13 protein-coding genes are annotated in these 17,184 nt (G+C 62.4%); 12 read left to right on the plus strand and 1 reads right to left on the minus strand.

Going from position 1 to position 17,184, the window contains the following annotated elements; genetic code table 11:
* Positions 1-2: 2 nt before the first annotated feature.
* From GU927_RS19535 to GU927_RS19565, 7 genes are all read left to right on the plus strand, one after another.
* Entirely contained in the window at positions 3-1,511 is a 1,509-nt protein-coding gene (locus tag GU927_RS19535) for an aldehyde dehydrogenase (protein WP_161764086.1), read from the plus strand.
* Between the two features lie 8 nt (positions 1,512-1,519).
* Complete coding sequence (locus tag GU927_RS19540) at positions 1,520-2,866, plus strand: NAD(P)/FAD-dependent oxidoreductase (protein ID WP_161764087.1); 1,347 nt, start codon at positions 1,520-1,522, stop codon at positions 2,864-2,866.
* The gene (locus GU927_RS19545; RefSeq protein WP_161764088.1) at positions 2,867-3,802 is read left to right on the plus strand and encodes a LysR substrate-binding domain-containing protein; all 936 of its coding nucleotides are present in this window, start codon (positions 2,867-2,869) and stop codon (positions 3,800-3,802) included.
* Between the two features lie 289 nt (positions 3,803-4,091).
* Positions 4,092-4,946: a glycine betaine ABC transporter substrate-binding protein gene (locus tag GU927_RS19550; protein WP_161764089.1), complete on the plus strand. Its 855-nt coding sequence runs from the start codon at positions 4,092-4,094 to the stop codon at positions 4,944-4,946.
* A 64-nt stretch (positions 4,947-5,010) separates the two neighbouring features.
* Positions 5,011-6,093, plus strand: a complete 1,083-nt coding sequence (locus GU927_RS19555; RefSeq protein WP_161764090.1) for a quaternary amine ABC transporter ATP-binding protein — start codon at positions 5,011-5,013, stop codon at positions 6,091-6,093.
* 1 nt (position 6,094) lies between these two features.
* Positions 6,095-6,937, plus strand: coding sequence for an ABC transporter permease (locus GU927_RS19560; protein WP_161764091.1), 843 nt, complete (start codon positions 6,095-6,097; stop codon positions 6,935-6,937).
* Entirely contained in the window at positions 6,934-7,758 is an 825-nt protein-coding gene (locus tag GU927_RS19565) for an ABC transporter permease (protein WP_161764092.1), read from the plus strand. The genes GU927_RS19560 and GU927_RS19565 overlap by 4 nt, the downstream gene beginning before the upstream one ends.
* Positions 7,759-8,186: 428 nt before the next feature.
* On the opposite strand, the gene GU927_RS19570 is transcribed toward GU927_RS19565, so the two are convergent.
* On the minus strand, positions 8,187-10,634 hold the full coding sequence (locus tag GU927_RS19570) for a GcvT family protein (RefSeq protein WP_161764093.1): 2,448 nt from the start codon (positions 10,632-10,634) through the stop codon (positions 8,187-8,189).
* A 252-nt stretch (positions 10,635-10,886) separates the two neighbouring features.
* On the opposite strand from GU927_RS19570, the gene GU927_RS19575 reads away from it, so the two are divergent.
* From GU927_RS19575 to GU927_RS19595, 5 genes are all read left to right on the plus strand, one after another.
* Positions 10,887-11,834: a phosphotransferase gene (locus GU927_RS19575; protein WP_161764094.1), complete on the plus strand. Its 948-nt coding sequence runs from the start codon at positions 10,887-10,889 to the stop codon at positions 11,832-11,834.
* Between the two features lie 116 nt (positions 11,835-11,950).
* Positions 11,951-12,571 carry a TetR/AcrR family transcriptional regulator gene (locus GU927_RS19580; protein ID WP_161764095.1) on the plus strand — a complete coding sequence of 207 codons (621 nt, stop codon included), beginning with the start codon at positions 11,951-11,953 and terminating at the stop codon, positions 12,569-12,571.
* 49 nt (positions 12,572-12,620) lie between these two features.
* Positions 12,621-14,030, plus strand: coding sequence for an aldehyde dehydrogenase family protein (locus GU927_RS19585; RefSeq protein ID WP_161764096.1), 1,410 nt, complete (start codon positions 12,621-12,623; stop codon positions 14,028-14,030).
* A 60-nt stretch (positions 14,031-14,090) separates the two neighbouring features.
* Positions 14,091-15,362: an aspartate aminotransferase family protein gene (locus GU927_RS19590; protein WP_332838511.1), complete on the plus strand. Its 1,272-nt coding sequence runs from the start codon at positions 14,091-14,093 to the stop codon at positions 15,360-15,362.
* A gap of 295 nt (positions 15,363-15,657) precedes the next feature.
* Entirely contained in the window at positions 15,658-17,049 is a 1,392-nt protein-coding gene (locus tag GU927_RS19595; protein ID WP_161764097.1) for an APC family permease, read from the plus strand.
* Positions 17,050-17,184: the final 135 nt, after the last annotated feature.

A 17,184-nucleotide genomic window follows, 5' to 3' on the forward strand; every position in this document is an offset into this window, starting at 1 on the left:
ACATGGCCGACCTGCTGACCCATGAAGAATACAAGGCCCTCGCCGCCGCGCTGGACCTGCCGCAGAACGCCTGGATCGACGGGGCCTACCGTCCGGCAATTTCTGGCAAGACGTTTGAGACGGTGAACCCCGCCACGGGTGTCGTTCTGGGCACGGTCGCGGCCTGTGGCGCTGCGGATGTGGATTTCGCGGTCGCCAAGGCACGCGAGGCCTTCGAGGATGGGCGCTGGTCGCGGCTGCATCCTGCGGCGCGGAAGGACGTTCTGGTGCGTCTGGCCAAGCTGATGGAACGCAACGCGCGCGAATTGGCGGTCATGGAAAGCCTCGATTCCGGCAAGACGATCTATGATTGCGAAAGCGTGGACATTCCGGAGTCCATCCACGTGATCAAGTGGCATGGCGAGTTGATCGACAAGATCTACGATCAGGTCAGTCCCGCCTCTGCCGACCACATCGCAATGGTCGTTCGTGAGCCTGTCGGCGTGGTCGGGCTGGTCCTGCCGTGGAACTTCCCCTTGCTGATGCTGGCGTGGAAGATTGGCCCGGCATTGGCGGCGGGGTGTTCGGTCGTGGTCAAGCCTGCGGCAGAAACCTCGCTCACCGCGCTGCGGCTGGCTGAACTGGCGGCCGAGGCGGGCCTGCCGCGCGGTGTCCTGAACGTGGTGACGGGCAGCGGGGCGGATGTGGGCGAACCGCTGGGGCGTCATCCGGACGTGGATATGGTCTCGTTCACCGGATCGACAGTCACTGGGCGGCGCTTCCTGAATTATTCGGCGGACAGCAATCTGAAGGAAGTCGTCCTGGAACTCGGCGGAAAGAACCCCTGCATCGTGCTGGACGATGCCGAGGATCTGGATGCGGTCGCGGCGCATGTCGTCAACGGGGCGTTCTGGAACATGGGCCAGAATTGCTCTGCCGCATCGCGACTGATCGTGCAGTCAGGCATCAAGGATCGGCTCTTGAAGAAGGTTGAGGAACATTCCCGCGAATGGGTGGTGGGCGATCCGCTGAACCCAGAAGTGCGCGTAGGTGCGCTGGTGTCCAAGGCGCATTTCGGCAAGGTCGCGGGCTATCTGAAGGCGGCGGCCGGTGAGAAGATCGTGATGGGTGGCAAGGTCGTCGCCGAAGGCTTCATCGAGCCCACGGTGGTCGAGGTTGCCTCGAACGATGCCACGCTGGCGCGGGAAGAAATCTTCGGTCCGATCCTGACGGTGATCACCGTCGGCAGCTTCGAGGAGGCCATTGCGGTGGCCAATGACACCGATTACGGCCTTGCCGCGTCGATCTTCACTGCGAATGGAAAGCGGGCTTTGCGCGGGGCGCGGACGCTGCGGGCGGGGACAGTGACGGTGAACAGCTTTGGCGAGGGCGACATCACCACGCCTTTCGGGGGCTACAAGCAGTCGGGATTTGGCGGGCGCGACAACTCGATCCACGCGCATGACCAATACACCCAGCTGAAAACGATCTGGCTGGACCTGACGGACACCGCCGATACCGCGATCGACTGAGGGACATCATGGCCTTGCGCAAGGTAAGCCGCCTGCCCGTGCATACGGGGCCTGCAGGGTGGAATTCCATCCTGCCGCCCGCTGTGCCGCTGCCTATTCAGCAGGGCGATACGAGATGTGACATCGCGATCGTCGGTGCGGGCTTCGCCGGTCTGTCGGCAGCGCGGCATCTGCGGCTGTCCGATCCATCGCTGTCGGTCGTGGTGCTGGATGCGGGGCGGATCGCGGAAAGCTCGGCAGGCCGTAATTCCGGCTTCATGATCGACCTGCCCCATGAGTTGACCAGTTCGGACTACGCCGGGTCTGGGGAGGCGCGGGACAAGACGCTGACCCGCCTGAACCGTCAGGCTATCGATTTCGCCGAAGCCGTGCAGCGCGATTTCGCCCTGCCTGCCGGGTATTTCCAACGTTGGGGCAAGATCAACGGCGCTGCGTCGGCGGTGGGTGAACAGGCCAACCGCACCTATGCCGCGCATCTGGCGGCACTCGGCGAGCCGCACGAGATCTACGACGCCAAGACCATGCGCGAGGTGACTGGATCGGTCTATTACGCGAGCGGCCTATACACGCCGGGAACGGCACTGATCCAGCCTGCGGGATACATCCGCGGATTGGCGGCGGGGCTGGTCGGTGAAGGCGTGCGGATATTCGAATCCTCGCCCGTGACGGGCTTTGAGAGCAAGGGCAGTGGCTGGGTCTTGTTCACGCCGAAGGGGCAGGTGCGGACGGCCAAGGTGATCCTTGCTAACAACGGCCATCTGGAAAGCTTCGGCTTCCGGCGCGGGCAGCTGATGCACATCATGCTGAATGCCTGCATGACCGAGGAAATCCCCGCCGACCTGCTACAAGGCCTTGGCGGGCAGGAGGTCTGGGGGCTGACACCATCGGACCCGATGGGATCGACCGTGCGCCGCATCTCGACTGCGCAGGGCGGCAACCGGATCGTTATCCGGCAGGGCGGCTATTACCGCCCAAACATGGAAACGAGCGGGGCCGATCTGGCCCGCGTGACAGCGAAGATGCGGCAGAAATTCGATGCGCGTTTCCCGACCTTGCGTGGCGTGAAATTCGAAACCGCATGGTCCGGCCACCTATGCCTGTCGAAGAACGGGGTTTCAGTGATGCGCGAGTTGGAGCCGGGGCTTTACTCGGCCTGTGTGCAGAACGGCCTGGGAACCACGCGCGGCACGTTGACGGGAATCGCGGCGGCAACGTTGGCCCTCGGCGAAACCAGCGATGTGACCCGCTTTTTTCTGGAAGAAGCCGAACCTTCGCGCTTGCCCCCGCATCCGTTCGACACCATCGGCGCAAACGCCTATCTTCGCTGGAAGGAATGGCAGGCGAGGGCCGAATAGATGAGACCGGTGCGCCGCAGGCATCTACCGTCACTGGGCGCACTGGCGACCTTCGAGGTGGCGGCGAAGCACCTGAGCTTCACGCTTGCGGCGAAAGAGTTGAACATCACGCAAGGAGCCGTGAGCCAGCAGATTAGGCTCCTGGAAAAGGCGCTGGATGTCGCGCTGTTCGTCCGCAAGCACAATGCTTTGGAGCTGACGCCTGCGGGAAGCGACCTCTTCGCTGCCGTCGCGGCGGGGCTGGACACGATCAGCGCGGGCGTGGGCCTGTTGCAACCAGATGGTCTGCCCGAGACTGTGACCGTCTCGGCGACCGATGGAATGGCGACATGGTGGCTGAAGCCGCTGATTGAGTCTTTCCGTGCCGAACATCCTTCCGTCGGGTTCGTGATCCTTGCTTCTGACGAGGACGACACGCTGCGAAATTACTCCGGCGTGGATATCGCGCTTCTCTGCGGGAATGAGCGCAGCGAGGTAGGCGAGGAGCTGCATTTCCTGTTCCCGGAAGCCGCGCAGCCGGTCTGTGCGCCTGCCTTTCTGGCGAAGCACGGGCCGTTTGAGGATGCCCAGAGCCTGAACCGCGCGAACCTTCTGCATCTTCACGAACGGCATTGGAGCGCCGATGCCATCGGCTGGCAACCCCTGGGCTGGGAGGAATGGTTCCGCGCGCAAGGCGCGCGGTGGGAGCGAGGCGGGTCAAGTCTTTCGACCAACAAGGTCTCGATTTTGATCGAGGCCGCGTTGGCGGGCGAGGGGATCATCTTGGGCTGGCAGCACATGGTGGACCGCCTGATCCGCGAGGGGCGGCTGGTCTATGCCCATCCTGCGCCGATCACGGCGGGGCGGGGGAATTTCCTGCGCTGTCCCCAATCTTCGATGCAACGCCCCGCCGTGGCGCGGTTCGTTGATCATCTTCTTAACTCATTGAAATCCTGAAATTATCGGTCCCAAGTAAAGGCCGCGGGTGCATTATCTCAGCTAATGCACAACCCTGCAAAATTCTCGTTTGCAGCAGGTGGGGCTGATGCAGGATAGGATGGGACAGGAAGGCCGCGAATGGTCTCGCCTGACGGGCCGCCCGCCGACTGCGGCCTGACCGAACCGGAGGCCGTGCGCGGCGCACACTCCCAACCAAAGATCGCCGGACATCCGGCGGGTGGCGCACCTGCGCCATCTGCCCGGCTGCGCGCACGGTGGCCCATCACGTCCCACATGGAGGATCAACATGAACACGCTTCTCAAGACGCTTGCGACCACTGCCGTCGTCGCGACCCTTGCCGTTCCGGCGTTGGCGCAAGATGACAAGACCATCACCATCGGCACGATGGGCTGGGAAGACCTGACGCCCATCGCCGGCATCACCAAAACGGTGCTTGAATCGAAGGGCTATACCGTCGAGGTCGAGGAATTCTCGGAATGGGGCATCGCCTTCGCAGCCCTGACCAACGGCGACATCGACATCATGGCGTCGCAGACCGATTATGTCGCCCATGACTACTGGACCAAGAACATGGACAAGCTGGAGAAGATCTCTCCGGTGTCGCACGGTCTCTATCAGGCGATTGCTGTTCCGTCTTACGTTGGCATCAACTCGATGGAAGAGCTGGCCACGCACAAGGACGAATTCGGGGGCAAGATCATCGGGATCGAGCCGGGTTCGGGCCTGATGCGCGACGCGGCCGCCGCGAACGAGGCCTATGCTACCGGCATGGAACTGGTCGAAGGCTCGACCGCCGCCATGACCGCCGCGCTGGACGCCGCAATGTCGCGCCAGGAACCGATCGCTGTGACGATCTGGGAGCCGTCGTGGATGATGCAGAAGTATGACGTGAAGTTCCTGGCCGATCCGAAAGGCGTGTTCCCGGCTGCGCAATCCTATTACTTCATTGGCACCAAGGGCTTCTCTGAAGCCAACCCTGCCGTGCGAGAGCAACTCGCCAGCATCTACGTGCCGCTCGCCGACATCACCGCGATCAATGGCGCGATGAACGAAGGCAAGACGATGGAAGACGCTGTTGCGGACTGGGTTGCCGCTCATGGCGACCTGATCGGCCGCTGGACGGCAATTAAGTCGGAATGATCTGACCGGGCCGGTCCGCAACATGCGGGCCGGCCATTTCCTTGCAGGATGGGGAGCGCATCACATGACCCGCACCGACACCGCCGCCGCAGATGCACCGCTGATCGAATGCCGTTCGGTCTGGAAGGTCTTCGGCGACCGTTCCCGGGATGCCATCGCCGCCATCAAGTCCAAGGGGCTGGGCAAACGCGAGGTTCTGTCGGAATTCGGCTGCGTCGTCGGCGTGCATGATGCGAGCTTTACCGTCGACAAGGGCGAGATCTTCTGCATCATGGGCCTGTCGGGAAGCGGGAAATCAACGTTGATCCGCCTTCTCAACCGCCTGATCGACCCAAGCCTGGGCGAGGTCCTGGTCAAGGGTCGCATGATCAACGACATGCCCGCGCCCGAACTGCGCGAATTACGTGCCCATACGATCGGTATGGTGTTCCAGAACGTGGCGTTGATCCCGACGCGGACGGTCCTAGAAAACGCGGCCTTCGGACTTGAGGTGCAGGGAATTGCCCCTGCCGAACGCCGACGTATCGCTACCGACGCATTGACCCGCGTGGGCCTGGCGGATTGGCTGCACCGATACCCACGTGAATTGTCGGGTGGCATGCAGCAGCGCGTGGGGTTGGCACGTGCCATCGCTGCCGATCCCGAGATTATCCTGATGGATGAACCCTTCTCAGCGCTCGACCCGCTGATCCGTCGGCAGTTGCAGGACGAATTCCGCCAGCTCACGAAGCAGCTCGGCAAATCCGCCGTCTTCATCACCCATGACTTGGACGAGGCGATCCGCATCGGCGACCGCATCGCGATCATGAAGGATGGCGCGATGGTGCAGACCGGCACCGCAGAAGAGATCGTGATGAACCCCGCCGACCAATATGTGGCGGATTTCGTGGCGGGCATCTCGCGCATTCATCTGGTCAAGGCCGGGTCGGTTATGATGCCCATCGGCGATTTCAATGTAGCCGCCGTGGGTGCGCTGCCGACGACCGGCCTAGATGCCGATATTGACGCGCTGATCCATATGGTTCTCGCCTCGCCTCAGCAGGCGGTCGCGGTGGTGGAGGGCGGGAATGTGCGCGGTATCGTCACCGCACGGACTCTTCTGGAAGGGCTGAAGGGCGACCACGCCCCGCCTGCGAAGGTGGCCTGAAATGGATCTGACCCCTTGGGTGGAGGGCTTTGACGCGGCGGTTGATCGTGGCATGGTATGGGCTACGGATCACGGCGGGGTGGTCTTCGACCTGATCCGCGCCGCGCTGGAAGGCTTGTTCGATCTGATGGTCGATGGGCTGCTGCTGGTTCCTTTCTGGCTGGTCGCCATCGCGATCGGGGCGGTAGCTGGCCGCGTTCTGGGTTGGAAGGCCGGTTTGGCGACGGCGGCGGGGCTGGCGCTTTGCCGCGTGATGGGACTATGGGGCGCGACGGTCGAGACGGCCTGTCTTGTCCTGATCTCTGTCCTTCTGGCGGTTGTGGTGGGGGTTCCGGTCGGTGTCCTTGCGGGCTACAGCCCGCGTCTGACCCGTTTCCTTGACCCTGTGCTGGACCTGATCCAGACGCTGCCCCCATACATCTATCTTCTGCCCGCCATCGCCTTCCTCGGCTACGGACCCGCCACAGCGATCGTCGCGACTTTCGTCGTGGCACTGCCGCCCGTGATCAGGCTGTCAGCGCACGGCTTCCGGATGACGCCAGTCGAGTTCATCGAACTCGGGCAGGCGACGGGGGCGAAGCCCGTCGATGCCTTCCTCAAGATCCGGGTTCCCTTTGCCCTGCCCAGTGTGATGGCCGGCATCAACCAGAGCCTGATGATGGCCTTTGGCATGGTCGTGATCGCTGGCATCGTCGGTTCGGGAGGACTTGGCGAGACGATCTACGGCGCGGTCCGCAAGCTCGACATCGCACTTTCGGTGAATGCCGCCATCGCCATCGTGATCCTGACCATCATCATCGACCGCATGAGCCAGGCGGCGAGCAGCAACGGGGGCAAGCCATGAAGGAAAAGGCGCTTCTCTCGCCCGGTGAATTCGTCGCCCCTGTTATTTCGTGGCTCAACACCAACGCGCATGGGCTGTTCAAGGCAATCAGCACCGGGGTGGAGGCCGTGCTCGGCCTGACCGAGGCGGCGCTGCTCGCCGTCCCCGGGCCCATCCTTGCGCCAGTGATAGTGCTGCTCATCCTGTGGCGTCAGGGCGTTAGCATGGCGCTACTGGCGGCCGGATGCATGGCCGTCGCCGGATTGTCGGGGCTCTGGGTCGAAACGATGCAGACTGTTGCATTGGTCACGATCTCGGTCCTTGTCGCGGTGGTGATTGCGTTTCCGCTCGGCTTCCTCGCCGCCAAACGCTCAGGGCTGGAGTCGGCGCTGCGTCCGATCCTTGACCTTATGCAGACCGTGCCGCCGTGGGTCTATCTGATCCCTGCGGTGATGATCTTCAGCCTCGGCAAGGTGCCTGCACTGTTGGCGACCGTGATCTACGGCGTGCCACCCATGCTGCGTCTTACGACACTCGCCTTCAAGCAGGTGCCGAAGGAATTACGCGAACTCGGCGCGGCGTCGGGTGCTACCGGATGGCAGACCTTGACGCGGATCGAGATCCCATCCGCCCGCAAAACGCTGCTGATCGGGCTGAACCAGTGCATCCTTCTGTCTCTTGCCATGGTGGTTCTGGCGGGCCTCGTCGGTGCGGGTGGTCTGGGAGCTGAAGTGACGCGCGGGTTGACGCGGATGGAGATGGGACTGGGGTTGCGGTCGGGTCTATCGATCGTCGCGGTGGCGATCTTCATGGATCGCCTGTCGCGCCGCGCCTTGGGCTGATTGGTCAGCACATTAGGCGTTCTCTTTTCGCCGGTCTGCTTGGGCCTGGTAGACCGGCGAGACGAAGGTCCGATTCCCGCCCTTTTCGAACGATGCGTCGCTCACGGCCCAAAGGGGACGGTCACGTTGCCAGAACCTTCCCGCATTTCGTTCCTCTTGGCCGACGTTCATGGTGCGCTCATTGCGGGCGATGCGATGAGACCACGACCGCCCGGGCAGCAAAGGAGGCCGTGCCCCCAAAATGCAGGCCGACCGCCTCTGTGCTGCCTCACAATGTGCTCATGCTCGTGTGACCCAGCCCACTGCCGCTTCGCGCAGAGCGGGGACCGGGGACCGGTTTGGCCAGAAACACTCCATATCGCTCACGCCACCTTGGTCTCTTGGCGAACAGCTGTCGATTTCTGGCCTTCACCGGGCGCCTCGTCCTTTCACGACAGAAGACGCTCGCTTTTCGGGTCGTAGAAGCCACGAAGACTCACGGTGGCAGGAACCTCTTTTCCTTCCACCAGCACCGTATACCTGCCCTCGGCAAGGCGGGCGCGTGCTTGACCCGCAGACGTTTTCAGCATGCAAAGCCCTGACGCGCAGCCGAGCGTTTGGCTGTAGGCAGCACTGTAGATCGAGCCCACGACCTTGCCGTCCTTCAAGATCGGTTCCCGCCCGAAGAGGAGAGGCTGCGGATCATCCAGTTTGATCGCACAGAGGAGGGGACCGGCTGCCTCGGCCTTGCGCTTCAGGTAGGCATCGCGACCGATGAAGGGGATCGGCTTGTCCGGCTTGCAGACGAAATCGAGACCCACCTGATGCGGTGACTCCGTATAGGCAAGATCGGTGCCCCAGTGGATGTATGCCTTGTCGATGCGCAAGGCGTTCAGCGCTTCGGTCCCGACCAGACGAATGCCGAACTCGTCTTCGCGCGCCATCAGCGTGTCAAAGACATGCTCGGCAAAGTCGGGCGTCATGTAGAGTTCGAACCCCAGTTCGCCGCTGTAGGAAAGCCGCTGCGCCCAGCATTTTGCATAGCCGATCTGGACGGTCTTGCCCGAGTTGAACGGAAAGGCCGCGTTCGAGAAATCGTCCGGGCTGACCGCTGCCAGAAGCGCCCGGCTTCTGGGGCCGAAGACTGACAGGCCGGCATAGGCTGTCGTTACGTCGCGGATGCGGACATCTTCACCGGGGCGGACCTGATCCAGCATGTGGGTCAGGTCGCGGCGGCGTCGGCCGGTCGAACTGGAAACGAGGAACCGCGTCGCGCTGTGGCGGGCCACCGAGACGTCGCTTTCGATGCCGCCGGCTTCATTCAAGATCAGCGTATAGACGACCCTGCCCGGCGCGATGGCCATGTCGTTCGTGCAAATCCGCTGCAGGAACGCTTCCGCATCGCGGCCTTCGACCTCGGTCTTGCCCATGGGGGAGTAGTCGATGATCCCGACGGCCTCTCGCGCGGCCTTCTGCTCTGCCAGAACATAGGCGAACTGCTTTGTTCGGTTGTAGCTGAGTTCCGGCACCGCTTCCTGCCCCTTAGGCGCGTACCAGGCCGGGCGCTCCCAGCCAAGCGACTCTCCGAAATAGGCGCCGCGTGCGGCCAGCGCGTGGTACAACGGCGTTTTGCGGATGCCGCGGGCCGTGTGGCGCTGCTGGTGAGGGTAGTGCAGGGCGTAGGATAGGGCCAGCGTTTCGGGCGCACGCTTTTGCAGGTAGGCGTCGCAGGCTTGGAAATCCTCGATCCGGGCGGGCGAGACAGAGGACAGGTCGCGCATGGGGCGACCATTGACGATCCATTCCGCGATGGCACGTCCGGCCCCCGCGCCGCATTGGATACCGGTCGAGTTCACGCCGGCGAGGATGAAGTAACCCTTGATGTCGGGCGCTTCGCCGATGGTGCCGCGCCCATCATGGCTGAAGCTTTCTGGTCCGTTGAAGAAGGTTCGGATGCCGGTCTGTTGCAGGACGGGAACGCGGATCATCGCCTCTTCCATGACGTCCATCACATGTTCGTCTACGAAGGGAAGGGAGTCGAAGCAGAAATCTTCGGGGATGCCGTCTTCGCCATAGGGTACCACGATGCGATGGCCGAAGCCGACCAGCAGTTTGCCCGCATCTTCCTTGAAGTAGGTGGCGTCGTCATAGGACCGGAGGACGGGCAAGTCCTTGGGCAGGTTCGGAATCGGTTCGGTGACAAGGTAGTAATGCGCGCAGGCGTGCAGGGGGACCTGCACCCCGTTGCGGCGGCCCAGTTCGCGCGCCCACATGCCGGCGGTGTTGACGACCACGCCGGTCTGGATCAGGCCGTCGGCCGTCCGGACGCCCGTGACGCGGCCGTTCTCGACGATCACCTCTTCGACCTTGGTGTTTTCAAGGATCTTGACGCCCCGGCTCCGGGCCGCCTTGGCCAGAGCGGTGGTCAGATCGACGGGGTTGATCGACCCGTTCGAGGGAATCCACACGCCACCGGCGACACCGTCGAGGTTCACGAGCGGATAGAGTTCCGCGATCTCGTCATGGCCGATCTCGCGCGCTTCGATGTCGAACAGTCGCGCATAGTCGATCTGGCGGCGCAGCTGCTGCATGCGGTCGGGGAAGCGCGCCACAGTGACCGATCCGGTCTGGCGGAAGCCTGTGGTCTGGCCGGTTTCGGCCTCCAGTTCCTGAATGATCTCGGTGCCGTAAGAGGCAAATTCCGTCGAAAGGGAATCGCCCCGCAGTCGGCCGACCAGCCCTGCGGCGTGCCATGTCGTTCCGCAGGTCAGCTGCTTGCGTTCCAGCAAGACCACGTCGGTCCAGCCGAGTTTTGCCAGATGATAGGCGACGGAGCAGCCGTGGACGCCACCTCCGATAATGACGACTTGGGCGTGGCTCGGCGTTTGTTGGGTCATCTTTACCTTCCTGCTGGTCATTCGACACACGTCCGGGGCATCGCCGCCCTGCGGTAGAAGACCGGCGTGTGAAAAGTTAGAACGATGCGTTCGATTATTGACGCAATGGATAACTTCTGTCAAAAGGAACGGCAAGGGAAAACATCTTCGATGCGATCACGGGGTGGTGCCGTCCCAAAGCCAGCAGCCCAAAGGGCGGGCGGGACGAACAGACCGGAGGTCGCAATCGAAGGGGCAACTGGGAGAACAGCGGTGTCTGACGCGACTGCGGACGTCCATACGACAGAATTCGACGACAAGATCGCAGCCGCGATCGCAAAGGTGCCGGGATGGAACGATCCGGGCACGACATGGAGATGGCTGACGGGCGGCGGCGCCCACAAGAATTTCCTTGTCACCAAGGCCGATGGTCAGACGAAGGCCGTCCTCAAGCTGTGGAACCGCGACTGGGAAAAGCTTGGCGTCGTCCCCCCGAGCGCGGTGCCCATGCTCAATACCGTCGATGCGGGCAGGGCGGGAATCGGCGCGCCGGTCATCGCCATCGTGGACGAGCCGTTGTCGCTGATGATCGAGTTTCTTCCCGGTCGTCCGATCGATTTCAAGGATGCGAAGCTCCAGCAGCGCGTGGCGCGCAAGGCGCGGGACCTGCACGACAGCGGACTGAACTTCCGGCGCGATTTCAACCCCTTCGCAGAGGCGCGGGTCATGCTCTCCTCGGCTGGGCAGCATGGCGCGGTCCTGCCTGCCGACTATTCCAGCGTCTTGCCTGTTCTGGAACGTATCGAAAAGACGCTGGACATGCGGCTGGGCGACTTCGTGCCAAGCCACAACGATCTTTACAGCCCGAACCTGCTGGAACAGGCGGACGGTACGATCCGGCTGATCGACTATGACCTGTCCGGAAACAGCGACCGCTGCTACGATCTTGGCCTGATGGCAACCTTCGAGGGGCTGGACCCCGACGAGATGGATCGCCTTGCCGAGGCTTACTTCGGCGAACCCAACCGTCGCATGCGCGCGCGGATGGAGATGTTCGCCATTGCCGCCAACTATTCCCAGTTCGCGATCTTCGCGGCGGCCCTCGTCGCGGCCGAGATGAACGCGGATTACGACTATGAAGGCTACATGGCCAGTACGTGGACCAAGATCCTTGGCCAGATCAACGATCCGCGCTTCGGCGCCTTCTTGGCCGAGGTGTGAGTGCCGTGCGTCTGTTGGCTGACGGCGCGGGTGCTTGCCGCTTTGGCAGGTTTGATTGTCGGTTGGCCGACAATCGCATTACACTGCGCCCAGTTTAGCTACGGAGGGTGCAGAAAATGACCGCAGAGAAGGCACTGTCACTGCGCGAGCGCAACAAGCTGCGGACGCGGGCCGAAATCCACGCCGCCGCCTTGGAGGTGTTCGAGGAAGACGGTTTCTCGGAAAGCTCGATCGAAAAGATCGCCAAGGTGGCAGGAACGTCGAAGGGTACCGTCTACACGTATTTCCCGGACGGAATGGATGACATCTACAGGGAAATCTACGTCGCGCTCAGCGATGAGCTTCTGGACGTGGCAACCCGAGCGCGTGACCGCGAATCCGAACCTGTGCAGCGCATCCTCGCGCTGGCCAATGCGCTGTTCGATCTGGCCAGCCGACCGGTGCAGGGGCGCTTCTTCAGCCTCATCAGCCCAATGCTGAGCCCGGTTCTGGCCCCGGTCCTTGGGCGCGCATCCAAAGTTTACGCAGGGCTGGTCGCGGAAGACATCGCTCGGATGCGGCATTCGGGCAAGGCATGGCCAGACGACGCGCAGATTGCCGAACTCATCGTCGGTTCCATGCGGGAAGCCGCGCGATTCATCACCGAACGCCCCGGTCGGCAGAAGCCGCTGACCCGCGCCTTGGCGGTTCTGCTCCAAGGAGTGGAAGCGCAGATCAAGTCAGAAGAAACCACCTAGCCGCGCCGCCGCCTTGCGGCCTGCGCTGGCACGAAACGGGAGAACAGGAATGAAGACCTACTCGCTTGTCATCAATGGCCGCTCGGTTCCCAGTGACCGGCATTTCGACGTTAAGAATCCTGCCAACGGCGGCATCGTGGGGTCCGCGCCCAAGGCGACCAAGGAGCAACTCGAACTGGCCATCGAAGCGGCCGAGGCCGCGTTTCCCGCATGGCGTGACCTGACTTCGGAAACGCGCGCCGAGTACTGCATGAAGGTCGCCGACCGGATGCAGGAGGCTGCGGAAGAGTTGGCGCAACTGATCACGCGCGAGCAGGGCAAGCCTCTGAACGGGCTTGGTTCGCGGTGGGAAGTGGGCGGAGCGATCGCTTGGGCGCGGTATACGGCCAGCCTCGACCTTCCTGTCGAAGTCCTTCAGGACACCAATCAGGGAAAGGTCGAAATGCACCGCAAGCCGCTTGGCGTGGTGGGTTCGATCACGCCTTGGAACTTTCCGGTGCTGATTGCGATCTGGCATGTCATTCCGGCCATCCGATCGGGCAACACGGTCGTCATCAAGCCGTCGCCCTACACGCCATTGTCGACCATCCGTCTGGTCGAGTTGATGAGCGAGGTCCTGCCGCAGGGCGTCGTGAACTGCGTCACCGGCGAAGATTTCATCGGGGCCGAGATGTCGGCGCATCCCAAGATCCGCAAGATCGTCTTCACCGGCTCTTGCGCGACCGGGCAGAAGATCATGCAGAGCGCCGCGCAGACGATGAAGCGGCTGACCCTTGAACTGGGTGGAAATGACGCCGGCATCGTGCTGCCGGATGTCGACCCCAAACAGATCGCCGAAGGGCTGTTCTGGGGGGCGTTCATCAACGGCGGGCAGACCTGCGCGGCGCTGAAGCGACTCTATGTGCATGACGAGGTCTATGACGCCGTCTGCAGGGAACTGGTCGACTATGCCCGCAACATCAAGGTGGGTGACGGCCTGCTGGACGACACGAACCTCGGCCCGATCCAGAACCGCCAGCAATTCGAAAAGGTCGTGGCCTTGGTCGATGACGCCAAGAAGGTCGGCGGCAAGGTGCTTCTGGGTGGGGCGGTCGAAAAGAAAGGGCCGGGCAACTTCTTCCCGGTGACGCTGATCGCCGACATGAACAATGGCCAGCGCCTTGTCGACGAAGAGCAGTTCGGCCCGGTCCTTCCGATCATCCGCTATACCGACGTCGAAGAGGTCATCCAGCGGGCAAACGACAATCCGAACGGCCTTGGCGGATCGGTCTGGAGCCGCGACATCGAGAAGGCAAAGCAGATCGCCTCGCGGATGGAATGCGGGTCCGTCTGGATCAATAAGCACGGTGCCATCCAGCCCAACGCCCCGTTTGGAGGGGTCAAATCCTCGGGCTTCGGCGTGGAGTTCGCGAAAGAGGGCCTCGCGGAATACACCGACATTCAGGTGATCTTCTCGTGACCGGGCAGGACAGAAGCCATGTTCATGCATGACAAACCGAAAATGTCGGCGAGGGCGCGGATGATGATGGCCAGACGGGAAAGGCTGCTTGGGCCGAACAATCCGACCTTCTACGACGATCCGGTCCATTTCGTCCGGGGTGAGGGGGTCTGGCTGTTCGATGCCGATGGCCGCCGCTATCTGGATGCCTACAACAACGTGCCCCATGTCGGCCATTGCCATCCGGCGGTGGTCGAGGCGATTTCGCGGCAGGCCGGACAGTTGAACACCCATAGCCGCTATCTGCATGACGGCGTGCTGGACTATGCCGAACGGCTGCTGGGAACCTTCCACCGCAGTCTTTCGACGGTTCTCTTCACCTGCACCGGAAGCGAAGCGAACGACGTCGCCTTGCGGATGGCGCGGTCCATCACCGGCAAACAGGGCATCATCGTCACCGACTTTACCTATCACGGCAACACGACAGCCGTGATGGAACTGGCAACCTTGCTGCCGCGTGAGGATGGGTTCAGTTCCCATATCCGCACCATTCCTGCGCCAGACAGTTATCATCTTGAGCCGGGCGAGGTTGACGAAAGGGATATGGCGGCGCGCGTGCTCGCGCATCTCGATGCGGCCATCGCGTCGCTTGAAGATGCGGGACATGGCGTGGCGGGGATCCTGATCTGCCCGATCTTTGCGAACGAAGGCTTCCCGAACCTGCCGCCGGGCTTTGTCGACCGGATTGCCAAGGCTGTCCGTCGCGCCGGGGGCGTGGTCATCGCGGATGAGGTGCAGCCCGGTTTCGGGCGCACGGGTGGTGCGATGTGGGGGCATCAATACGTGGGAATGCTGCCGGATATCATCACGATGGGCAAACCGATGGGCAACGGCCACCCCATTGGCGGCGTTGTCACGACGCAGGACATCATGCACGCCTTCCGGTCGAAGAACCTGTATTTCAACACCTTTGGCAGCAATCCCGTGTCCTGCGCGGCGGGCATGGCGGTCCTCGACGTCATCGAGAACGAGGGGCTCCTGCAGAACGCTGCTGACGTGGGGGCCTATGCAAAGGAAAAGCTGACGCAGCTGAGCAAGAAGTTCGGCTTCCTTGGTGATGTGCGGGGCGCGGGCCTGTTCTTCGGGGTGGAGTTCATCGCCCCCGGCGAGACGCGAAAGGCCGACAAGAAGCTGGCGAAACGCGCCGTCAACCTGATGCGGGAGAATGGCGTCATCATGGGGCTGATCGGACGGAAGGAGAACCTCTTCAAGATCCGCCCCCCGATGCCCTTCTCACGCAGCAATGCCGACCATCTGGACGAGGTGATGCGACACGTCTTCAGCCGCCTTTGACGTTCTGCCAGCTGATGGAGTGCAAAGCGGGGCAGAGATGCTCCGCCCGCTGCACATTACCATGCGCGGAGCCTAGTAAACAGTCCTGTGCGACCTGAAAGTGACCGAGTCGTAAAAAAATTGAACGCACCGTATTGAAATTTTCCCGATATGTGCTTTGCTGCGCGGCACAACAGGGAGCCGCCCGGAAGGGCGGCAAAACAACAAGGGAACTTCAATGTCGAACCATCCGCAGACAATTCCTATTCCTCCGGTCGCGCATCTGGACCCGCACGCTTCACAGTTGCGCGGGCAAATGGGACCTGTCGAACTGGCGATGACCGTGCTGGCATTTGCCGCTCCGTTGGCCAGCGTCGTGGGCGTCTTGCCCTTGGTCATCATGTTCGGGGGCGTCGGTGCGCCGATGGCTTTCGCCGCGGCCACCGTGGTCCTGTTGCTTTTCTCGGTCGGTTACACCGCGATGAGCCGGTATCTCCCGAACCCCGGTGCGTTCTACGCATATATCAGCGCGGGGATCGGCAAGCCGGTCGGTCTCGCCGCAAGTTTCATGGCCATCCTCGGCTACCTGATGATCGGTCTCGGCATCGCGATCTTCTTCGGGATCGTGGCCAGTGACCTGGCGAACACGCTGTTCGGGTCGTCCCTGATGAACTGGTATGGCTGGACACTTGCCCTGGTGGCTGCGGTTGGCCTTCTGGGCTACCTGCGCATCGATCTTTCGGCCAAGGTTCTGACCCTCGTCATGGCGCTGGAAATCCTCATCGTCCTGATCTTCGATCTGGTCGTGGTGGCGAACGGCGGTCCCGAAGGTCTGTCGAAGGAACCGTTCAAATGGGGTTCGCTCAGCGAAGGGGCGGTGGGTGTTTCCATCCTGTTTGCCGTGCTGACCTTTCTTGGCTTCGAAGCGACGGCGATTTTCCGGGAAGAAACCCGCAACCCGACCAAGTCCATCCCGCAGGCGACCTATCTGGCCGTGACCTTCATCGGTGTCTTCTACGTGATCACGACCTGGTTGCTGATCATCGCCAACGGTCCGACCAAGGCCGTCGAGATCGCCAGTGCGAACCCGACCGGCATGTTTGTCGACGGCATGGTCACCTTCGTCGGGGGCTGGGCGGCCAATGTCCTGTCCGTCCTCGTTGTCACATCGGCTTTTGCGGCCGTCCTGTCCTGTCAGAACATCGTCGCGCGGTACTGCTTCTCGCTCGGGTCCGACCGCGTGCTTCCCTCGATCCTTGGCCGCGTGCATCCCCGCCACGGGTCGCCCTATGTTGCCTCGCTGTTGCTGACGGCTGTCTTCGCTGCCGGAACGCTGGCGTTCTCGGGTACCGATCCGAACAGCAGCTATGCCTGGCTTGCCGGGGCCGGGGGCTTTCCGCTGCTGGTGCTGATGTTCCTGACCAGTGTTTCGGTGATCCTGTTCTTCCGCAAATATGATGGCGCGGATGCCCATATCAACGCATGGCAATCGCTGGTCGCACCGGCGCTCGCAACGGCAGGTCTGGGGTCGGCGGTTTACATGTCGGCATCGAATTTCGTCGATCTGACCGGAGGCTCCGCGACCATCGCAACCACGTTGCAGATCATCATCTGGGTGGTCTTCGCGATTGGCCTTGTGCTCAGCCTCTACTACCGCAGCAACAAGCCTGACGTGTTCGCGCGGATTGGTCGTCAACCGATCGCTTGAGCGGACGAGACGGTGATTTGGTGAAGCCAACATAGACAAGACCAGCCGTGGCGTCCGACAAGGGCGCCACTGTTGGGCCTGCAGACTGAGGTCAGGCCCACTGGGGCGGGAACGATCGGCGTCTTTCGCCCCATG

The organism is Paragemmobacter amnigenus (assembly GCF_009908265.2).
Classification (GTDB): domain Bacteria; phylum Pseudomonadota; class Alphaproteobacteria; order Rhodobacterales; family Rhodobacteraceae; genus Paragemmobacter; species Paragemmobacter amnigenus.